The sequence below is a fragment of the Ensifer sp. KUDG1 genome, assembly GCF_050434285.1.
Lineage (GTDB): Bacteria > Pseudomonadota > Alphaproteobacteria > Rhizobiales > Rhizobiaceae > Ensifer.
The window spans coordinates 728,838-749,685 of sequence record NZ_JBNDIG010000001.1 but is presented as its reverse complement, the minus strand read 5'-3'; the positions used below and the strand labels follow the sequence as shown (position 1 = coordinate 749,685).

General features: G+C 63.6%; 20 protein-coding genes. 12 read left to right on the top strand and 8 right to left on the bottom strand.

What is annotated here, in order from left to right; all coding sequences use genetic code 11:
* The first annotated feature begins 12 nt into the window (after window positions 1-12).
* Window positions 13-441 (top strand): hypothetical protein, encoded by a 429-nt coding sequence (locus tag M2267_RS03705; RefSeq protein WP_429112564.1) that lies wholly within the window; start codon window positions 13-15, stop codon window positions 439-441.
* A gap of 107 nt (window positions 442-548) precedes the next feature.
* Window positions 549-935, top strand: a complete 387-nt coding sequence (gene copM, locus M2267_RS03700) for a CopM family metallochaperone (RefSeq protein ID WP_429112561.1) — start codon at window positions 549-551, stop codon at window positions 933-935.
* A 54-nt stretch (window positions 936-989) separates the two neighbouring features.
* On the opposite strand, the gene M2267_RS03695 is transcribed toward copM, so the two are convergent.
* The gene (locus M2267_RS03695; RefSeq protein WP_429112558.1) at window positions 990-1,634 is read right to left on the bottom strand and encodes a DNA-3-methyladenine glycosylase I; all 645 of its coding nucleotides are present in this window, start codon (window positions 1,632-1,634) and stop codon (window positions 990-992) included.
* Between the two features lie 255 nt (window positions 1,635-1,889).
* Here M2267_RS03695 and M2267_RS03690 point away from each other — a divergent pair, with 255 nt between their 5' ends.
* Both M2267_RS03690 and M2267_RS03685 read left to right on the top strand, forming a co-directional pair.
* Window positions 1,890-2,663, top strand: a complete 774-nt coding sequence (locus tag M2267_RS03690) for a L,D-transpeptidase (protein ID WP_429112555.1) — start codon at window positions 1,890-1,892, stop codon at window positions 2,661-2,663.
* 191 nt (window positions 2,664-2,854) lie between these two features.
* Complete coding sequence (locus M2267_RS03685) at window positions 2,855-3,550, top strand: L,D-transpeptidase (RefSeq protein ID WP_192447699.1); 696 nt, start codon at window positions 2,855-2,857, stop codon at window positions 3,548-3,550.
* 61 nt (window positions 3,551-3,611) lie between these two features.
* Here the strand turns inward: M2267_RS03685 and glcF are convergent, their stop codons facing one another.
* The 4 genes from glcF to M2267_RS03665 form a co-directional block, all read right to left on the bottom strand.
* Window positions 3,612-4,907, bottom strand: coding sequence for a glycolate oxidase subunit GlcF (glcF, locus tag M2267_RS03680; protein ID WP_429112552.1), 1,296 nt, complete (start codon window positions 4,905-4,907; stop codon window positions 3,612-3,614).
* Window positions 4,908-5,018: 111 nt separating this feature from the next.
* Window positions 5,019-5,399 (bottom strand): DUF4870 family protein, encoded by a 381-nt coding sequence (locus M2267_RS03675; RefSeq protein WP_043618337.1) that lies wholly within the window; start codon window positions 5,397-5,399, stop codon window positions 5,019-5,021.
* A gap of 32 nt (window positions 5,400-5,431) precedes the next feature.
* Window positions 5,432-6,643, bottom strand: coding sequence for a glycolate oxidase subunit GlcE (gene glcE / locus M2267_RS03670; RefSeq protein ID WP_429112549.1), 1,212 nt, complete (start codon window positions 6,641-6,643; stop codon window positions 5,432-5,434).
* Window positions 6,640-8,079 (bottom strand): FAD-linked oxidase C-terminal domain-containing protein, encoded by a 1,440-nt coding sequence (locus tag M2267_RS03665; RefSeq protein ID WP_429112547.1) that lies wholly within the window; start codon window positions 8,077-8,079, stop codon window positions 6,640-6,642. The genes glcE and M2267_RS03665 overlap by 4 nt, the downstream gene beginning before the upstream one ends.
* Before the next feature lie 106 nt (window positions 8,080-8,185).
* Here M2267_RS03665 and M2267_RS03660 point away from each other — a divergent pair, with 106 nt between their 5' ends.
* The gene (locus M2267_RS03660) at window positions 8,186-9,082 is read left to right on the top strand and encodes a LysR family transcriptional regulator (RefSeq protein ID WP_429112544.1); all 897 of its coding nucleotides are present in this window, start codon (window positions 8,186-8,188) and stop codon (window positions 9,080-9,082) included.
* 117 nt (window positions 9,083-9,199) lie between these two features.
* Here M2267_RS03660 and M2267_RS03655 read toward each other — a convergent pair whose 3' ends face one another.
* On the bottom strand, window positions 9,200-10,474 hold the full coding sequence (locus M2267_RS03655; protein WP_429112541.1) for a DUF3422 family protein: 1,275 nt from the start codon (window positions 10,472-10,474) through the stop codon (window positions 9,200-9,202).
* A 287-nt stretch (window positions 10,475-10,761) separates the two neighbouring features.
* On the opposite strand from M2267_RS03655, the gene M2267_RS03650 reads away from it, so the two are divergent.
* The 6 genes from M2267_RS03650 (at window position 10,762) to M2267_RS03625 (ending at window position 17,340) form a co-directional block, all read left to right on the top strand.
* On the top strand, window positions 10,762-11,550 hold the full coding sequence (locus M2267_RS03650) for a FadR/GntR family transcriptional regulator (protein WP_082006058.1): 789 nt from the start codon (window positions 10,762-10,764) through the stop codon (window positions 11,548-11,550).
* 316 nt (window positions 11,551-11,866) lie between these two features.
* Window positions 11,867-12,373, top strand: a complete 507-nt coding sequence (locus M2267_RS03645) for an NUDIX hydrolase (protein ID WP_429112538.1) — start codon at window positions 11,867-11,869, stop codon at window positions 12,371-12,373.
* A 139-nt stretch (window positions 12,374-12,512) separates the two neighbouring features.
* Complete coding sequence (locus M2267_RS03640; RefSeq protein WP_043618420.1) at window positions 12,513-14,018, top strand: inorganic phosphate transporter; 1,506 nt, start codon at window positions 12,513-12,515, stop codon at window positions 14,016-14,018.
* An 11-nt stretch (window positions 14,019-14,029) separates the two neighbouring features.
* Window positions 14,030-14,767 carry a 16S rRNA (uracil(1498)-N(3))-methyltransferase gene (locus tag M2267_RS03635; RefSeq protein WP_429112535.1) on the top strand — a complete coding sequence of 246 codons (738 nt, stop codon included), beginning with the start codon at window positions 14,030-14,032 and terminating at the stop codon, window positions 14,765-14,767.
* Between the two features lie 243 nt (window positions 14,768-15,010).
* Entirely contained in the window at window positions 15,011-16,384 is a 1,374-nt protein-coding gene (locus tag M2267_RS03630; protein WP_429112532.1) for a glutamate--cysteine ligase, read from the top strand.
* 125 nt (window positions 16,385-16,509) lie between these two features.
* Window positions 16,510-17,340: a DUF937 domain-containing protein gene (locus M2267_RS03625; protein WP_043618315.1), complete on the top strand. Its 831-nt coding sequence runs from the start codon at window positions 16,510-16,512 to the stop codon at window positions 17,338-17,340.
* A 312-nt stretch (window positions 17,341-17,652) separates the two neighbouring features.
* On the opposite strand, the gene M2267_RS03620 is transcribed toward M2267_RS03625, so the two are convergent.
* Window positions 17,653-17,949, bottom strand: coding sequence for a DUF1127 domain-containing protein (locus tag M2267_RS03620; RefSeq protein ID WP_402323278.1), 297 nt, complete (start codon window positions 17,947-17,949; stop codon window positions 17,653-17,655).
* Between the two features lie 207 nt (window positions 17,950-18,156).
* Between M2267_RS03620 and M2267_RS03615 the strand changes: the two genes are divergently transcribed.
* Entirely contained in the window at window positions 18,157-19,107 is a 951-nt protein-coding gene (locus tag M2267_RS03615; protein WP_043618309.1) for a LysR substrate-binding domain-containing protein, read from the top strand.
* Between the two features lie 95 nt (window positions 19,108-19,202).
* Here M2267_RS03615 and katA read toward each other — a convergent pair whose 3' ends face one another.
* On the bottom strand, window positions 19,203-20,687 hold the full coding sequence (gene katA / locus M2267_RS03610) for a catalase KatA (RefSeq protein WP_429112527.1): 1,485 nt from the start codon (window positions 20,685-20,687) through the stop codon (window positions 19,203-19,205).
* Window positions 20,688-20,848 lie beyond the last annotated feature (161 nt).

The following is a 20,848-nucleotide window of genomic DNA, read 5'->3' as shown; positions in this document are numbered from 1 at the left end:
AGGAAGGGCATCATGTTGAGGTTCATGACACCTGGCTCGGGAGCCATCCAACCGGGGCATCTCGGGGCGCATTTGGCCTGGATGGACCACCTCGATGAAAGCGACTATTTCGTCGAGACTTGGCGCTGCGACCTGGCCAGCGGCGTCTTTCACCTCGGCCAGCGAACCGCCGCGCTGCTCGGCGCTTCCACCCGCTCCTGCGGCATCGTCGACCTGGTGCGCGCCTATGGCGGCCGGGATCGCGCGACCGTGCTGAACATCCTCGAGCAGGCAACCGCGTCGCCGTCCTCGTTCTGCTTCACGGCGCTCGTGCACTCGCCAAGCCTGAAGGCGGCACAGCTCTTCTGCGTCGGCCGATCGTCGCTCGACGCGTCCACCGGCGAAAACATGCTGCAGGGCGTTTTCGCCTTTCCGCGTGAGCGCGCGGCGCTCGACGCCTGAACGGGCGGATTGAAACCGCAGCGCCCCCTTCCCTAGATTGTTGCAGCGCCCGGATGCCGGCAACAGCAGGCCTCATGGCGCGAGACATCAGAGAAGGAGGACACACCATGTCGCTGAAACCGCTGATCGCCGCACTCGCGCTTTCCGCCTGCCTCGGCTTACCCGCGATGGCCGAAGACACCGGGCACGGCAGCATGCACCATGGCGCAGCCGAAGCCGCAGCGCCGAAAGGCGATGGCTCGCCTTCAAGCAAGGCCTTCGCCGAAGCCAATGCCCTCATGCACAAGGACATGGACATCACCTATACCGGCAACGCGGATGTCGACTTCGTGCGCGGCATGATCGCCCACCATCAAGGTGCGATCAACATGGCGAAGGTGGAGTTCGAATACGGCAAGGACGAAACGCTGCGCAAGCTCGCCGAAGAGGTCATCAAGGCGCAGGAAGGCGAGATCAAGACGATGAAGGCGTGGCTTGCCGAGAACGGCGGCTAATCCAACACCGCTGCTGGCGAATGTCCGTCCCAACGCAGGCGACGGGTGCCGGTATCAGGCGACCCGGGCCCGGGGCCTAGCAAGCTTGCCGCGCAGCTCCTCGACGACTGTGCGGCAATGGCAGCCTTCGATGTGGTCGTTGACGAGGCCCATGGCCTGCATGAAAGCGTAGATCGTCGTCGGGCCGACGAAGGTCCAGCCGCGCTTCTTCAGATCCTTGGAGATGCGGGTCGAGGTCGGGGTCGTCGGATTGGCGACGATCACCTCATAGGTCACCACCTGCGGACGCTCGGCCGCCTGCGGCTCGAACGACCAGAAATAAGCGGCCAACGACCCGAACTCCTGCCTCAGCTCCTGGGCGCGGCGCGCATTGTTGATGGTCGAGACGATCTTGCCTCGGTGACGCACGATGCCGGTATCGGCAAGGCAACGCTCGATTTCCGCGTCGCCGAAGGTCGCGACCGCGTCGAAATCGAAACCGGCAAAGGCGGCGCGAAACGCCTCGCGCTTGCGCAGGATCGTCAGCCATGACAGGCCAGACTGGAATCCTTCCAGGCAGATTTTCTCGAACAGGCGACGGTCGTCGGTGACCGGGCGCCCCCATTCCTCGTCATGATAGCGACGATAATCGTCGAGATTGCCCTGCCAGGCGCAGCGCAGATATCCGTCCTCTCCGATCACAATGCCCTTGGCCGTCATCGCCCTCTTTGCTCCATCCTGCTCATTTTTATGCCTTTACCATTTGCAAACCAGATTCCTAAAGCCGCGGATAACCCTACCCAAAGCTTTATCGGCGCCTTCGCCTTTTAACGAGGCACCGTTTACCATTCGGTCGCCCTCCAAATGACACGATCGCCCCCATTGCCAAGGCGCAACCCGTCCGTTCGAGCATTCCGCTCTCGGGCAGACTGCGCCCCCTTTGTGATTTTCGGCGAAAGGTAGCGAGTCCGTCCGATGTTGAAAAAGCCTCTTCTTATAGCCGCCTCTCTTCTGACCCTGGTGGCCGGCCCGGCCGCAGCACAGGACCGGTATCAGAACAGGCCGCCTGTCGTTGTCAGCCCCGATCTTACCGCCCCCTGGGTGATGCAGCTCGGCGGGCAGCAGCCCCGGGCGCGGCAGGTGATCTACCGGCAGCAGATTCCGCAGGCCACCCGAAAACAATACTATCAGCAGGGACAGGCCGCGCAGCCGCAGGTCAAGCGCCGCGTCGTCAATCCGCTGCTTCAGCCGGCCAACGCCACTCGCGCCCAGCGGCCGGTGAAGTCGAAGTTCGACCCGCAGTACCTGCCGCAGACGGTCGCCTATGAGAGCAAGGAGAAGCCGGGCACGATCGTCATCGATACCAACAACCGCTTCCTCTATCTGGTGACCGGCAACGGCGAGGCACGGCGCTACGGCGTCGGTGTCGGCAAGCCCGGCTTCGAGTGGGCGGGCGCCCACAAGGTCACCCGCAAGGCGGAATGGCCGAGCTGGACACCGCCGCAGGAAATGATCAGCCGCGAAGCCGCCAAGGGTCACTACCTGCCGGCGCGCATGGATGGCGGCCCCGAAAACCCGCTCGGCGCCCGCGCCATGTATCTCGGCTCGACGCTCTACCGCATCCACGGCACCAACGCGCCCTGGACGATCGGCTATGCCGTCTCTTCCGGCTGCATCCGCATGCGCAACGAAGACGTCGTCGACCTTTACGAGCGCGTGAAAGTCGGCACGAAGGTTATCGTCATTTAATTGCAGCACAGCATAGAATATTCCCCTCTCCTCACCCGTGTTGCTGTTGTCGATGCGTGATATTCAGGCAACAGCGGCATGAGGACGGGCAAGTTTTGTGATCACGTTTGATCTACCGGATGTATCGCGCGCTTGAACTTCGATGCATTTTGCATAGCCTGCCTGCAACGAGGGTTTAGAGGGAATCGTAAATGAAGCGTCATGCCAGCAAAGTGGTCGCAATCGCGATTGCGACCAGCACTATTCTTGTGGCCGCCAGCGCCTCGGCTTTCACGCCGGCGCCCGTAGCGGGCCCCAAGGTCAAGTCGTCAGACGTTGTACTCGTGGCCACTCCGAAGAAGCCGGCAAAACAATACTGGCGCACCAAGGTTCGCTTCCGCACCGATGAAGCCCCCGGCACGATCATCGTCGATACCAACAACAAGTTTCTCTATTACATCGACGGCCCGAACCGCGCGACGCGCTATGGCATCGGCGTCGGCCGTGACGGCTTCGGCTGGTCGGGTGTGGTGAAGGTTGGCCGCAAGGCCGAATGGCCGACCTGGACGCCGCCGGCGGAAATGCGCCGCCGTGAAGCCGCCAAGGGCCGCATTCTGCCGATCACCCAGGAAGGCGGCATTGACAACCCGCTCGGCGCCCGCGCCATGTATCTCTACAAGGGCGGCCGCGACACGATCTTCCGTATCCACGGCACCAATCAGCCCTGGACCATCGGCCAGAACATGTCGTCCGGCTGCATCCGCATGATGAACGAGGACGTGGAACATCTCTACGACCGCGCCGACGTCGGCACCAAGGTCATCGTCATCGGCCCCGGCAGCAAGGCCGGCGACACCTATTTCGACGATCGCGGCGTCGATATCTTCCGCCAGATCTTTGGCGGCTGAGAACGCCGAGACATCCACAAAAAAGGCCGGTTCCCGAAAGGTGCCGGCCTTTTTCTTTGTCTCAGAGCCCTTGAGGCTTCGCCCCGCCATAGGCCCAGTCGAGCAATTCGACCGTATGCAGGATGGGGATTTTCGTGCCGCTGGCGATCTGGGTGATGCAACCGATGTTGCCGGTGGCAATCGCGTCCGGCTTCGTCGCCTCGATATTCTTGACCTTGCGCGCCTTCAGCCTCGCCGAGATTTCCGGCTGCAGGATGTTGTAGGTGCCGGCCGAGCCGCAACAGAGATGGCCCTCGGCCGGATCGCGCACGGCGAACCCGGCGCGCTTCAGAAGCTGCTTCGGCGCAAGCGTGATCTTCTGCCCGTGCTGCATCGAGCAGGCGGAATGATAGGCGAGCGTCATGCCGCGCGCCTCCTGTTCCGGCAGGTCGAGGGTCGCCAGGTATTCAGTGATGTCTTTCGCCAGTGCCGAGACACGCGCCGCCTTCTCCGCATAGGCAGGATCGAGCCGCAGCATGTGGCCGTAGTCCTTGATCGTCGTTCCACAGCCCGAAGCGGTGATGACGATGGCATCGAGCCCGCCCTCATCGGCGACCTTGAGCCAGGCATCGACATTGCGGCGCGCGGCGTCGAGCGCCTGGTTTTCCCGGCCCATGTGATGCACCAGCGCGCCGCAGCAACCTTCGCCGGCCGAAACGACCACCTCGATGCCGAACCGCGTCAGCAACCTGATCGTCGCCTCGTTGATTTCCGGTTTCAGCACCGGCTGGGCGCAGCCGGACAGAAGCGCCACGCGGCCGACACGCTTGTCCTTGGGCGCATGAACGCCGGGCGTCGCCGATGCCGAGGGCTCCGGCACGGCCGCCGGCGCCAGGTCGAGCATCACCCCGAAGGTCTTCAGGAAGGCGACGCGCTTCATCAGGCCGGCGAGCGGCCGGGCGAGGCCGGCCGCCTTCAGCGACAGCCGGAAGCGCTGGGGATAAGGAAGTACCGCCGCGAGCACGGAACGCGCCAGCCGATCCTTGAACGGGCGGCGATAGGTGTTTTCGATATGCACGCGGGCATGGTCGACGAGATGCATGTAGTCGACGCCCGAGGGACAGGTGGTGGTGCAGGCGAGGCACGACAGACAGCGGTCGATATGGGTGACCGTTTCCTTGTCGGCCGCCCGGCCGTTCTCCAGCATGTCCTTGATGAGATAGATGCGCCCACGCGGGCTATCGAGCTCGTCGCCGAGCGTCACATAGGTCGGACAGGTCGCGGTGCAGAAGCCGCAATGCACGCACTTGCGCAGAATGGCCTCGGATTCGGCCACGTGCGGATCGGCGAGCTGCGCGGCGGTAAAATTGGTCTGCAAGTGCGAACTCCACTCTTCGTCCTGCGGAACCGCGCGCTTGGCGCCGCGGTCGATTGCAACATTCTGTTTTCAGCTTCCGTCGACCTTGCCGGCCTCGGGTTGCATGCCGGCCTAGACCATCCAGCCCTCGGGATTGGTGATCGGTTCCTCGCGCGCGGCCCTTTGCAGACCGACGACGCAGCGCACGACGATCCAGACGGCGGTGGCGATGAAGCCGAGGATGCCGACAAGCACCACCGTCAGCAACAGCGAGATCAACAGGAACAGCAGCGATATCCAGAAGGTCCGGATTGCCCAGACATAGTGCGTCTGGACCCAGGGCGCGCCTTTGCCGCGGTTGAGATAGGCCATGACGACGCCGATGATCGGCGTGATACCCACCGCAAACCCGACGAGATAGAGGACATAAATCACCTGGACATTGATCTTGCCCGGCTCCAGCCAGCGATCGGTCTCCCGGGAGAACGGTGTCTGCGGACCATTATCGCTCATTGCTTGTCCCTCCTGCTCCCTCTCGCGGACGCTTAGGAAATTGCTGCCATACGGCCAGGATTGAAGATGCGGTGCGGGTCGAACTTCACGCGCACGCGCTCGCTCAACTGTGCCACGGGCAAGGGCTGCGGTTCAAACGATGGAATGGCCTGGCGGTAACTATCATCGGCCCTGACGAGGGTCGCGTGGCCGCCACCGAGAACCTTGATGTAGCGGCGCACCAGTTCCGCTTCCGGATCGGCCTCCATGCGCAACCACACGAGACCGCCCTGCCAGTCGTAGAAGGCGTCGACGCCCGTCTGCAGCCGCAGGGCTGCCACCAGCTGATGGCCGAGCGACGGGGCGACGGACACGCGCCAGAGCGGCCTCCTGGTACCGTCGGCATAGGGTTTGACGTCGCGGATCTCGACCCAGAGCTTTGCTGTCTGCGATGCATCGAGCCGCGTCACTGCGCCGAAGCGACCAACCGCCTTCGTCAGCTTTTCGGCCCTGATGGCAACGGATGCCTCCAGCCCTTCGAGCCTGAGCACGGTGGCCGCACCATCCGGAAGGCTGCCCTCCAGGAACCGTCCGCGCACGCTCTCCGGCAGATGCGCCGCGCCGGAAACCTCTGTCGTCTGCGCCATCGCCTCGGCCATGACCGCCGCGGCCTCCGCATCGTTGAGCCCGGAGACGACGATGGTCTCCGACGCCGGCGGCAGCGGCAGGACGCGGAAGGTGACTTCGGTGAGGATACCGAGCGTGCCGTGCGAGCCGGCCAGAAGCTTGACCAGATCGAGGCCGGTGACGTTTTTCATCACCCGGCCGCCGGCCTTGATCGCCTCACCCTCGCCGTTGACGAAGCGAATGCCGAGCAGGCTGTCGCGGGCCGCACCGGCGACATAGCGCCTGGGGCCGGACACGTTGGCAGCAAAGACCCCACCGATCGTCGGCTCCCCCGAGGAGGCAAAGATCGACCGGTGATCCATCGGTTCGAAGGCGAGCATCTGCCGGTTTTCGGCAAGCGCCTCGTCGATCTCGCGCAACGGCGTTCCGGCAAGCGCGGTGATCGTCATTTCGGCCGGGTTGTAGCTGACGATACCGGACAAACGGCGGGTCGACAGCACCCGGTCGGCGCGCACGGGATTGCCGAGGCCGGAGCGCGTGTTGCCGCCGATCACCGCGAGCGACGCCTTGTCCGCCGCCATCGCACGAACGACGGTCGCAATCCCCTCTTCACTGGCCGGTTCGAAATGCACGATCATGCGGCGGGACGCCCTTTAAGCGGGAAGACCTTGGACGGGTTCAGGATCCATTGCGGATCAAAGGCGGCGCGCGCCGCCATCTGCTGGTCGAGGTCAATCTGGTTGTACTGGTGCAGCATGAGATCCCGTTTTTCGATGCCGACGCCGTGCTCGCCCGTCAGGCAGCCGCCCGCATCGACGCAAAGCTTCAGGATATCGTTACCGGCGGCTTCGGCACGCGCGGCATCCTCCGGATCGTTGATGTTGTAGAGGATCAGCGGATGCATGTTGCCGTCGCCGGCGTGGAAGACATTGGCGACGCGCAGGCCGTAGCTCGCGACGATTTCACCGGTGCGGGCAAGCACATGCGACAGCTGGCTGAGCGGCACGGTGCCATCCATGCAGATATAGTCGGCGATGCGGCCTGTGGCGCCGAAGGCGGATTTCCGCCCCTTCCAGATCGCCGCCGCTTCCATGGCCGACTGGCATTCCTTGATGGTCGCGACCCCGTGACGGCGCGCGACCGCGACGATGCTGGCGAGCATCGCATCCATCTCCTGTTCGGAGCCTTCGACCTCGACGATCAGAAGCGCCTCGACATCGAGCGGGTAGCCGGCATGGGCGAAGGCTTCGCAGATCTCGATCGCCGGCTTGTCCATGAACTCGATCGCGACCGGGATAATGCCGGAACCGATGACGTCGGCGACGCAGGCGCCGGCCGCTTCCGAAGACGAGAAACCGAAGAGCACCGGGCGGGCTCCCTCCGGCTTGGCGATCAGCCGCACCGTCGCCTCGGTGACGATGCCGAGCTGGCCTTCCGAGCCGCAGACGAGGCCGAGCAGATCGTAGCCCGCCGCATCCAGTGCCTTGCCGCCGAGATCGACAACGGTGCCGTCGAACAGCACCATCTTCACGCCGAGCAGGTTGTTGGTGGTGACGCCATATTTCAGGCAATGGGCGCCGCCGGAATTCATGCCGATATTGCCGCCGATGGTGCAGGCAAGCTGCGAGCTCGGGTCAGGCGCGTAAAAAAAGCCGTCGGCGGAAACGGCCGCGGAGATGTTGAGGTTGGTAACGCCCGCCTGGACGGTGGCGGTGCGGTTGAAAAGGTCGATGTCGAGAATGCGCGACATTTTCGAGAGACCGATGACGACCGCATCCTCCTGCGGGATAGCGCCGCCCGAAAGCGAGGTGCCGGCGCCGCGCGGCACGACCGGAACGCCGTAGCGGCTGCAATATTTCAGGAGCGCGGCCACCTGTTCGGTGGTTTCCGGCAAGGCGACCGCCAGCGGCATGCGGCGATAGGCGATGAAGGCATCGGTCTCGAACGGCTTCAGTCCGCGCTCGTCGCTGATCAGACAGCCCTCGGGCAGGAGGTCCGAGAGGTCTGCGACAATCTCGCGGCGCCGGGCGATAACCTCTGGTTTCGGCTGCAGAAAACCGATTGTCTCCGCCATCAGCTCCTCCCGCCGCGTATCGATTGGTTCATTTTCTTTACCACTAGGACAGAGGCCTCGCAAATGCTATTGAGCTTTTCCGTTTTGGAAACAATGGCAACGATTGATGACGAATTTAGGCGATCTTGAGATTTTTGCACGGGTCGTTTCCACCGGCAGTATGTCGGCAGCGGGGCGGGCGCTGGGGTTTTCCCCAGCTGTGATCTCCAAGCGCATCAAGAGGCTCGAAGATCGGCTCGGAACGCGCCTGCTGCAGCGCACGACACGCCAGATTTCGCTGACCGAAGCCGGCCAGGGGTTTTACGACCGGGTACTCGGCATCCTGACCGGCATCGAGGAGGCTGAAGCCTACGCCTCGGGCCGCTCGTCGCATGCGCTCGGGGTGCTGCGGATATCGGCGCCCACTTCCTTCGGCCGCATGCACATCGCGCCGCATCTGACGACGTTCATGAAGGACCATCCGGACCTGAAGCTGCATATCGTGCTGACGGACGAATTCACCGACATCGTCGCGGAAGGCTTCGACATGGCGGTTCGGATCGGCGAGTTGGTGGATTCGTCGCTGGTCGCCCGCAAGCTTGCCCCCGTGCGCCGCCTGCTCTGCGCTTCGCCGGACTACATCGCCCGCAACGGCGCGCCGAAAGAGATCGGCGACCTCGCCAACCACCTCTGCCTGCCGGCGCACAACAACGACAACTGGAAACTCGAGGGGCCCGAGGGCGCGCTGGTCTGGCACCCGGAAGGGCCGCTCGTCACCAACTCCTCGGAGATTGTGCGCGCCGCCGTCATCGCCGGCGCCGGCATCGCGCTACGCTCCACCTGGGATATCGGCCCGGAATTGCGCAGCGGCCAGCTGGTGCAAGTGCTGCCGCAATGGGAAGGCTCGAAGCAGCTGACGCTCTCGGCGGTCTACCCAAGCCGGCAGTTCCTGCCGGCCAAGGTGCGCCTGTTCATCGACTATCTCGCCGAACTCTACGGACCGATCCCCTACTGGGAGCAGTAGCCCTAGCAGACTGGTTTTCCGCAATTCCGGACGCAAAACCGCTGCGCACTTTTGCCGGAATTGCCTGTCTCTCGCAATTCCGGGCGCAAAACCGCTGCGCACTTTTGCTGGAATTGCTTACTTGTGCTCGCTGTCCTCGTGGTGCCGCCGGATGCGGCGCACGATCAACCAGACGCCGGCGACGGCGAAGGGCACGGCAAGCCCTGTCAGCAGACCGGGATCGATCGGCAGCTCGTGGCTGACCGCCTTGGCGAGATAGCCGAACAGCCCGACGACGTAATAGGAGATGGCGGCGACCGACAGGCCCTCAACGGTCTGCTGCAGGCGCAGCTGCAGTCTGGCGCGCCGGTCCATCGAGTTCAAAAGCGCACTGTTCTGGCGCTCAAGCTCGACATCGACCCAGCTTCGAAGCAGCGCTGTTGCGCGGGCGAGCTTGCGCGACAGGTTCGCCTGCCGTTCCTCGACCGACTGACAGGTGCGCATGGCCGGCGCCAGGCGTCGTTCGAGGAAGGTGCCGATGGTCTCGTAGCCCGGCACCGGCGTTTCCGCGAGCGTGCGGATGCGTTCCTGGACGATGCCGTAATAGGCGCGGCTGGCGCCGAAACGGTAAAGGCTGAGTGCGGCACCGGCCTCGAGATCGGCCGCAAGCCGAGTGATCTCGGCCAGCATGTCGTCGGCCTCCTCGCGTACATTTTCCTTCATGCGCTGGGTCACTGCCGTCAGCCCGTCCTCCGTCCGGCGGATTTCCGGCGACAGCGACTGCGCAAGCGGCAGGCCCATCATCGCCAGGGTCCGGTAGGTCTCGATATCGAGCAGACGCTGGACGAGTGCGCCGGTGCCGGCTTCCGTCATGCCGCAATCGATTACCAGGATCTGCGTCAGGCCGTCACCGTTCTGGCGGAAGTCGGTAACGATCACCGCCTGACCGTTCTTGGTCTCGCTGTAACAGAGGCTGGTTGGGTCGAAGAGGCCGATGGCTTCGCGGGTCTCGGGCGTATCCGGCCGGATCTCCAGGCGGATGCCCGAAATCAGCGAGCCTGGCGGCGAAAAGCCGTCGCCGAACGGATGGATCGGCACCTCGCCGCCGAACTGCTCCGGCGCCGGCGCATCCCAGAAATAGGTCGAAAACTCGGTGTGACGCTCCCAACGCAACGTGCCCTGCCCCCAGGGCATGGCGTGATGGTTGGCATCGCGCCCGGGCGGCGCGATGCCACGGGCGCGCGTAAGCTCCGACAACACCGCATGGTCGACGATCGAGCCGCCATCCGTCAGGAAGGCGAGCTGAAAGATCACCCTTGGCGTGGTCACCAGCGCGTAGGGGCGCGAATGAACCTCGCCCAAGGCGACGGCGCGCATCGGCGCCACTGGAAATGCAAAACTACCCTTTGCCATGAAGCGCCTTGTCCCCCTCACGCGTTCATCACAACTTCCTTATCAACGGAAAGAGCAAAAGAACAAAGGACGCATTGCCGCAGTTTGACTTTTGTCAGTCGCATCCCACCGGACGCAGCCAAGTGGACAATCAAATTGACCACTTTGCGCGACCTGCCTAGATTGCGGCGCTGACAGGAGGAGCGCCGAGCATCGACGCTCTTCCGCCGCCCTTGCCGCATTGCAAACCGACCATTCGCGATTTCGGGCGAAACCCGGCCGAAATCCTCGTGGTCTGGAGACCAGACGTGACCGAAGACCAGATCGACCTTTTCGCCCGTATCAGCCACAGCCGCACGGCGGACGAGGTCGTGCAGCAGATCGAACTTCTGATCCTCGAGGGCGTATTGCGCGACGGCGACCGCTTGCCCGGCGAGCGGGAGCTCTCCAAGCGCTTCGACGTCTCGCGGCCGATCCTGCGCGAGGCGCTGAAGGAACTGGAGGGGCGCGGCCTCGTTGAAAGCCGCCACGGCGGCGGCACCTTCGTCGCCGACGTCGTCGGGCAGATCTTTTCCAGGCCGCTGATCGATCTCATCGCGCGCCATCACAAGGCGACCCAGGACTACCTCGAATACCGGCGCGAGCTCGAAGGTCTGACCGCGGAACTGGCGGCGACCCGCGCGACCGATTACGACCGGGACATCCTGACACGGATCATCGAGCGCATGCGCAAGGCGCACGCCGCCGGCGATTTCGATGCCGAACTCGAAGCCGACATCGAACTGCATCAGGCGATCGGCGAAAGCGCCCACAACATCATTCTCCTGCACACGCTGCGCGCCTGCTACCGGCTGCTGCAGCAAGGTATCTTCTTCCATCGCAATTCGGTTTTCGATGCGCCGGGCGCGCGCGACCGGCTTCTCGTCCAGCACGAAGCGATCTACGAGGCGATCATGGCAAGGGATCCGGCGAAGGCGAAAGCCGCCTCGCAGAGCCATATTGACTTCGTCGCCGCCGCCACCCGCGAGGCGGAACGCACCGGAGAATGGAACCGCATCGCCCGGCTGCGCATGCAGCAGCGCGACCGCGCGAACTGACGGATCGGCCCGGCGCGCCACCCCTCGGCTCCACCTCCGCAGCAGCCTCACCCGGTTGCAATCGATCACACTCGCGATCTCGAACCGTTCCAATCCGCAACCAATCGTGATCGGAAGACAACGTATGGCTGTCAGTCGGTTTGTAAACTTGCCGCGAAAACACCATATCCTGTCGTATCCGGACCACAGTTCTGCGGAAAGCAAGCCGCATATCCGGCTGCCGAATGGCCGCGACATTTACACGCTGCAGGACGCTGCCATACTGGCCGATAAAGCAACTGAGATCACTGATTCGCCGAGAGGAGCACAGACGACCTTGAACTTCTTGAACAGGCTCGCATCCGATGTCCAATTGATGCTGCGTCGCCCGGCGCGCATGCAGTACGCCGCGCTCTGCTATCGGATCCGCAAGAAGACCAAGGCCCTCGAAATTCTCCTGATCACCAGCCGCGATACGGGCCGCTGGGTCATCCCCAAGGGATGGCCGATGCAGGGCAAGCGCGCCCACGAAGTGGCCGAGCGCGAAGCCTACGAGGAGGCCGGCGTCAAGGGGCATGTGCAGAAGGCGACTGCCGGGTACTATCTCTATCAGAAACGCATGGACCACGGCCTGAAGATTTCGGTCAAGGTGCAGGTCCACGCGCTCGAAGTCGACGACCTCTGCAAACACTTCCCCGAGGAAGGGCGCCGGCAGCTCGAATGGGTCGACTACAGGGAAGCGGCCTCACGGGTTGCCGAACCGTCGTTGAAAGATCTCATCCTCGCCTTCGGCGAGCGCATGGAGAGCGCGTCAACGCCGATGCCGAAGGCCGTGAACGGCTAATCTCTCCGTCCGTCCCCCGAGGACATTCAAAGCCTCCCGACGCGGGTTCCCGGCCTGCGCCACACGGATGTCCATCAAATCCACTTGAATGCGTGTCGCAGTGGCCTTAGTGGCCGTTGTGACAATGGAGTTTCCGGCAGTGGCCAAGCCGCGCACGCGCCTCGCAAAACAGACGATCGATAAAGACCTCGACAAGTTCAGCCTTGCCGAAGAAGCTTCGCAGCATGTCAAGCGCAGCCTGGCGGCGCCCGCGCTCGCCGGGCTGTTCCTGCTGTTGAGCATGGCCTTTGCCGCGAGCTTCGTGACGAGTTCAGCAACCGCGCCGATCATCATCGCGGCTGCCGCCATCGCCGGCTACATGGCCATGAACATCGGCGCCAACGACGTGACCAACAACGTCGGTGCGGCCGTCGGCGCCAAGGCGATGTCGATGGCAACCGCACTCACCATCGCCGCGATCTTCGAAATCGCCGGGGCTCTGCTTGCCGGGCGGCAGGTTTCGCTGACGATCGAGGCCGGCATCGTCTACGGCGAAGACGTGCTCGGCGCGCAGACGATCGTCTGGATCATGATGGCGGCCCTCGCCTCCTCGGCGGCGTGGATCAACATCGCCACCTATTCCGGTGCGCCGGTCTCCACCACTCATTCGGTCATCGGCGGCATCGTCGGCGCCGGCATTGCCGCCGCCGGCTTTTCCAGCGTGCAATGGTGGTCACTCGCCGGCATCACGCTCAGCTGGTCGGTCTCACCGCTTCTCGGTGGCGCGATCGCCGCCGCCTTCCTCGCCTTCCTCAAGGAATTCATCATCTACCGCGAGGACAAGATCGCCGCGGCCAGGCGATGGATGCCAGTCATCCTCGGCGTGACCGCCGGCTGCTTTACGGCCTATCTCGCGGTGATCGCCCTGGTTCAGGTGGCTGCGATCAGCATGCCCGTGGGCCTTGCCGCCGGCGTCGTTGCGGGTTTCGCGGTCTATCTGCAGGCGAAGCCCTGGATCGTCAGGCAATCGGAAGGGCTCGACAACCGCAACCAGTCGCTGCGCCGGCTCTTCCGCCTTCCATTGATCGTGGCTGCGGCACTACTCTCCTTCGCGCATGGCGCCAACGACGTCTCCAACGCGATCGGGCCGTTGTCGGCAATCGTGTCGGCGCTCGATGGCGTGATCACGACGGACAAAGCGCCTGCCCCCTTATGGGAACTGGCGATCGGCGCGCTCGGCATTTCGATCGGTCTTTTGCTCTACGGCCCGAAGCTCATCCGCGTCGTCGGCCAGGAAATCACCAAGCTCAACCCGATGCGTGCCTTCTGCGTCGCGCTCGCCACCGCCGTCACCGTGCTTCTGGCATCGGCGCTCGGCCTGCCGATCAGCTCGACCCACACGGCCGTCGGTGCCGTTTTCGGCGTCGGCTTCTTCCGCGAATGGTACATCCGCAATTCCAAGCGTCGCCTGGAATATGTCCGGCAGAAAACGGGACAGGCCGACTTCATGGAATCGGCCGAAACGAACTTCGCCGAAGTTCGGCGCCGACGCCTCGTGCGCCGCTCGCATTTCCTCACCATTATCGGCGCCTGGGTCATCACCGTCCCGGCATCGGCGGCCCTATCGGCCGTGCTTTATTTCATCCTCTCCGGCATTTTCACCTGAAGGTCCTCTCGATGCGCGCCAATTTTCGCATGCAGCGACTGTTCGTCGAACACTCCTTGAGCGCCGGCTCGGCGCACGAGGCGACCAAGGAGCAGTTCAACTACCTGGTGAACGTGCTGCGGTACGAAGAGGGTGCCTCGATCCTGGTCTTCAACGGGAGCGACGGCGAGTGGCGGGCCGAGCTTTCCTTCGCAGCCAAGAAGCGGCTGGTGCTCACCCCCGTCGAGCAGACGCGCCCGCAGCCTAAGCCTTGCGACCTCGTCTACCTCTTTGCTCCGCTCAAGGTCGGGCGGCTCGACTATCTCGTGCAGAAGGCTGTCGAAATGGGCGCCGGCACCTTGCAGCCGGTCATGACGCAGCACGTGCAGGGAAAGCTCGGCAACATCGAGCGCGTTCGCGCCAATGTCATCGAAGCCGCCGAGCAATGCGGCGTGCTCGGCATTCCCGATGTCTTAGAGCCGCGCCGGCTCGAAGACCTGCTCGCCACCTGGCCGGGCGACCGGCGCATCATCTTCTGCGACGAAGGCAGCGACAGCCAGAACCCGCTGCCGATCCTTTCCGGCATCAAGGAAGATAAGCTCGCATTGCTGATCGGCCCGGAAGGCGGTTTCTCGGAAGCCGAGCGCACGCTGTTGCACAGCCTCGATTTCGTCACCGCCATTCCGCTTGGGCCACGCATCCTCAGGGCCGACACGGCAGCGGTTGCCGCCATGGCGGTCATCCAGGCCACTGTCGGCGACTGGCGATAGCCGGTCGCTGCCAAGCAAATCGGACGCCGCTCGCTCCCCTAGAAGAAGGCGATCACTGCGACAAGGCAGAGTTGGGTCAACAAACCCCATTTCCGCGGTGCTTGCTCCAGAGCAAGCAAATGTCCTAGTTTTTTTGATGAGATCTTGAAAGAAATTGACTTGCACCGCACCTGATAACGGTTCAAGCAGCCTCCATCATCTCCCGCTAACCTGCGGGAGCCGCCCAAACAAAAGAAGACGCTCATGGCCCGAGATACCACCGACCAGACGCCGGTAACCTCTGTCGCTGACCTGACCGCCTACCTGGCAGAAGGTTCGAAACCGGAGGAGCGGTTCCGGATCGGCACGGAGCACGAAAAGTTCGCCTTCTTTAAGGCGGACAACAGCCCCGTCCCCTATTTCGGCGAGGCCAGCATTCAGGCGCTTCTGAACGGCATGGCGGCGAAAAGCGGCTGGGAACCGATCATCGACGAAGGCAACATCATCGGCCTTGCCGAGCAATCGGGCAACGGCGCGATCTCGCTGGAACCGGGTGGACAGTTCGAGCTTTCCGGCGCGCCGCTCGAAAACCTGCACCAGACCTGCAAGGAATCGAACCAGCATCTGGCGGTCCTGCGCGAAGTCGCCGAGCCGCTCGGCATCCGTTTCCTCGGCATCGGCGGCAGCCCCAAGTGGACCTTCGAAGAAACGCCGCGCATGCCGAAATCGCGCTACGGCATCATGAGCCGCTACATGCCCAAGGTCGGCACCAAGGGCCTCGACATGATGTACCGCACCTGTACGATCCAGGTGAACCTCGACTTCTCCTCGGAAGAGGACATGCGCCGCAAGATGCAGGTGTCCCTGAAGCTGCAGCCGCTCTCGACGGCGCTGTTTGCCAGCTCGCCCTTTACCGACGGCAAGCCGAACGGGCTGCTCTCCTGGCGCGGCGACATCTGGCGCGACACTGACAACCAGCGCGCCGGCCTGCTTCCGTCCGCCTTCCGCCCGGATTTCGGCTTTGCCGACTACGTTGAGTGGGCGCTCGACGTGCCGATGTACTTCGTCGTGCGCGACGGCCACTACCACGATTGCACCCACATCACCTTCCGCCAGTTCATGGGTGGCGCGCTCAAGGGCGAGGTCGCCGACTGGCAGCCGAACATGGGCGACTGGACCAACCATCTGTCGACGCTGTTCCCCGACGTGCGCCTGAAGCGCTTCCTCGAAATGCGCGGCGCCGATGGCGGCCCGTGGCGGCGGATCTGCGCCCTGCCGGCCTTCTGGGTCGGCCTGCTCTACGACGGCGAAGCACTCGACGCCGCCGAGGCGCTGACGCGTGACTGGACGTTCGAAGAGGTGAGCGCCATGCGCAACGCCGTGCCGGCGCAGGCGCTTGCCGCCAAGTTCCGTACCGGCACGCTCTACGACGTCGCGCGCGAGATCATCGCCATTTCGCGTGGCGGCCTGAAGCGCCGCAACCGGCTGAACGGCGACGGTATCGACGAAAGCCAGTTCCTGGCGCCGCTCGACGAGGTGCTGGCCAAGAAGGCTACGCTCGCGGAAGACCTTTTGGCGCTCTACAACGGTCGCTGGAACGGCTCCGTCGATCCGGTCTTCGCAGAATACCAGTACTAAGGCCCACACGGGCGCGCGACGCCTGTCGCGCCCCTTCAAAAAGCGGTTCCCAGGCCCCGATTTCCCGTTATAGTGCAAGGATATGCGTCGCTTAGAGCGCCGCGCGTCCATAAAGGGGAACTGGGATGGCACCGCTTTTCGACATGTTCGCGCAGGCGCAGAACGGCAAAGCCATCGAGCTGATGGCGCAACAGTTCGGTATCGCCCAGGAGCAGATGACGAAGGCGACGGCGGCACTGCTGCCGGCCTTCTCCGCCGCCTTCAAGCGCAACACCGCCAACCCCTATGACTTCGGCGCCCTGCTGACGGCGCTTGGCAGCGGCAACTACGCCAAATACTTCGAAGACATGAGCCAGGCCTTTACGCCGCAGGGCATGGCCGACGGCAACGGCGTTCTCGGGCAACTGTTCGGCTCGAAGGAAATGTCGCGCGCGATCGCCGCGCAGGCGGCCCAGGTCACCGGTGTCAGCCAGGAAATCTACAAGCAGATGCTGCCGGTGATGGCCGATACGCTGATGGGCGGGCTGTTCAAGCAGACGACCGGCCAGTTTGCTGCCGCAAGCGATGCCTTTGCCAACAATCCGATGGCAACCGCGATGCGGCAATGGATGGAAGCGGCCGGTTTCGCCAAGAAGCCGGAACCGCAGCCGAACCCGTTCGACAATCCCTTCACCCAGGCAATGCAGGGCTTCTTCGGCATGGCTCCGAAAAAGGAAGAGAAGCCGAAGACAGCTGACGTCTTTGCCGACAACCCCTTCGTCAAGGCGTTTCAGGATATGATGCAGGCCGGTGCCGCCGGCGGGCAGAAGCCGGCACCCGACAACCCGGCGCTGGCCCAATTCTCCCAGGTGATGAACAGCATGTTCGACACCGGGCTGGAGATGCAGAAGGAATACCAGAAGAACGTCGAGGCGCTGTTCGACCTCTACAAGACCGGCCCCGGCACAAAGGGCTGAGGCCACCCCTCCCCGACGAAAGACATCCCGCGCCTCTATCGGACGCAGCGAGCGCCTGCACGTGCGGGCGTCAGCGCGTTGTCTCGAATAGCTTCAGAAAGAAAAAGGCCCGGTACATGTCTTGGTCATGCACCGGGCCAAGCGGCAGGGTCTATTGGCTCTACCCTGCGGGGAACGTTTGGGCACGCGACCCTTGAGGTCAGCAGCGCCGAAACTCTGAAATTCGCAGCATGACCCGCGGCGGCGGCAGGCTTTCGCGGATCATGCTCGACTGGCACATCTCAAGCGGCGGGATGCGCCATAGGGGGACGTTCAGTCGTGGCGGGCCCCTTTGTAGAAGAGGCTCGCCCGGTTTCGCGACGCGCGGGTCAGGTAGCTGGCCGGATTGTCGAAGAAGGGCGAGGTGATCGCCTCGCGCACATCTTCGCGTTTCAGCCCCATGTCGAGGAGCTGACGGTCATCCAGGTCCTTCAGACGGCCGATCGCATAGCGGTTTCGGAGTTGCTGCCATACGGACGTGAGCATGCCTGTCACGCCGACGGCGCGGGAGGCATAGGACTGCTTTCCGGCAACGAGGTCGAGATCGAGGGCGTGCTGTGTCGTGCGCATGACAATTTCTCCTTTCAGGCACGAAGAGGCCCATCCCCTGCGGGGAGGTCGAACGCAGGGGCGGGCCGAAGAGTTTGGGATTCGCCGGCGAAATTGCCGGCCGGGGATCGATGAATTTGCTTCCGATAGATCGCAAATCCTTATTGATCAGTCCAACGAATGTTTTTAATGATATTCATCAAACAATCTTATGGATGCATCACGGCCATGTCCGCACCCCTTGATATCGATCAGCTCCAGACCTTTGTCGCGATCGCCGATACGGGCAGCTTCACCAAGGCGGCCGACCGGGTCTTCAAGACTCAATCCGCCGTTTCCATGCAGATGCGCCGGCTGGAAGAGCGCATCGGCAAGGCGCTGTTCATGAAGGACGGCCGCGGCAACAGGCTGACGGTCGAAGGCGACCGGCTGCTCAATTTTGCACGCCGGATGATCCGCCTCAACAACGAGGCGATCGCCTCCTTCGACGACAACCGGCTCGAAGGCACGCTCCGGATCGGCACGCCCGACGACTATGCCGACCGCTACATGCCCGAGATCATCATGCGCTTTGCCAAGACGCATCCGAATGTCGAGCTCTACATCGTCTGCGAGCCCTCCGTGGACCTCGCCGAAAAGATGGCCAAGGGCGACCTCGACATCGCGCTCGTCACCCACAATCCGCGCGCCCGCGCCTCCGACGTCGTCAGGACCGAGCCGCTCTGCTGGGTGAGCTCGATCAACCACCCGCTGCCCGAGAACGCGCCGATCCCGCTTGCTGTCGGCCGGCGCGACTGTCTGTGGCGCCAGGCCGCCTGCGCCGCACTCGACGCGACGGGCCGGGAATACCAGATCCTGTTCACCAGCTGGTCGTCGACGGTCGTCGCTGCCGCGGTGCTTGCCGGCATGGCCGTGTCCGTCCTGCCGGAATCGGCGCTTCGCCCGGGCATGAAGGTGCTGACGCTTGCAGACGGCTTCCCGGCGCTCGCGCCGGTCCAGATCGGCATCATGAAGCGGCCGGGCCTGTCGCCTTCGCTCTCGAACGCGATCAGCAACCACATCACCGCCTGCCTCGACAACATCACGCCGATCAGCGCCAACGACGACCTCGAGGCCGATATCAAGGGCTTCCCGCGTTATCCGCGTCTCCGGCAGAGCCATATGCTGCCGGGCTGGTAAGAGCGGAACGCAGAGACAGGAAAGGCCACGCACCAAGCCGGTGCGTGGCCTTTTTCTTGTTCGGAGATCGGCACGCGGCCGACCCCGCCACCGGTCTATTCGGCTGCCGTGCCGACAGCCTCCGCTTCGTAGCCATAAGCCGCGTGAAGCGCCGCGCGCACGCCGGCTTCATAGTCCGGATGGGCGCGCTTGAAATGCGCAAGCTGGCGCTCGACGATCAGGCCCGGCACGCCGCGCATCGCCGCGGCGATGTTGGAGAACAGGCGCGCTTTCTGGCCGGCATCAAACAGGTTGAACAGCGCGCGCGGCTGGCTGTAGTCGTCGTTGCCTTCGCGGTGGTCAAAGCGAGCCATGTCGCCGCTGATGCGCAGCGGCGGCTCCATCGCGGAGGGCTGCTCGACTGGGCCGTTGAACGAGTTGGGCTCGTAGTAGGCGTTGGAATTGCCGGTCTGGATGCCGCCAAACGTGTTCATCTGGCCATCGCGGTGATAGTGATGCACCGGGCATTTCGGCCGGTTGACCGGAATGTGCTCGTAGTGCGTGCCGAGCCGATAGCGATGGGCGTCGGCATAGGAGAACAGCCGCGCCTGCAGCATCTTGTCCGGCGAGAAGCCGATGCCGGGCACGATGTTAGACGGCGAGAAGGCGGCGTTCTCGACCTCGGCAAAATAGTTCTCCGGATTGCGGTTAAGCTCCAGCACGCCGACCTCGATCGGCGGATAGTCCGCATGCGGCCAGACCTTGGTGACGTCGAAGGGATTGTAGGGGGTCTTTTCCGCCTCGAGCTCGGGCATGACCTGCACCTGAAGCGTCCAGCGCGGATAATTGCCCTCCTCGATCGCGCCATAGAGCGCTTCCTGGTAGCTTTCGCGCGTGCGGCCGATCACATCAGCCGCCTCGGCATTGGTGTAGTGCTTGTGGCCGTGCTGGGTCTTGAAGTGGAACTTGACCCAATAGCGCTCGCCGGCATCGTTCCAGAGCGAGAAGGTGTGCGAGCCGTAGCCGTTCATGTGCAGCGGCGAGACCGGACATCCGCGGTCGGACATCAGGATCGTGACCTGATGCAGGCTTTCCGGCGACAGCGACCAGAAATCCCACATGGCGGTCGCCGAGCGCAGGTTGGTCTTCGGATGACGCTTCTGGGTGTGGATGAAGTCCGGGAACTTGTAGGCGTCGCGGACAAAGAAGATCGGCGTGTTGTTGCCGACGAGGTCCCAATTGCCCTCGGGCGTATAGAATTTCAGCGCGAAGCCGCGCACATCGCGTTCGGCATCGGCGGCGCCAAGCTCACCGGCAACGGTGGAGAAACGCGCCAGCATCGGCGTCTCGGCGCCCGGCTGCAGAACCTTGGCCTTGGTGTATTTCGAGATGTCGCCGGTGATCTTCAGCGTGCCATAGGCGCCCCAGCCCTTGGCATGCACGGCGCGCTCAGGGATGCGCTCGCGGTTTTGATGCGACAGCTTCTCGATAAGCTGATAGTCCTGCATCATGACGCCGCCGCGCGGGCCGGCCGTCAGCGAATTCTGGTTGTCCGGCACCGGGGCACCGGCACTCGTCGTCAATATGGGTCGATCAGACATCGCGTCCTCCTGTCAAAGGGTTTCGCGTCCGGGTGGTCACACAGGACCGGCGGCAGCCGTGGCGACTGCCGGCCGCAAACTGCGCGGCGATCAAAGCCCGAACGCTCTGGCAAGAGGGTTTTCCCACAGCGCTTCGATAATCTCCAATTGCATAAAAATTA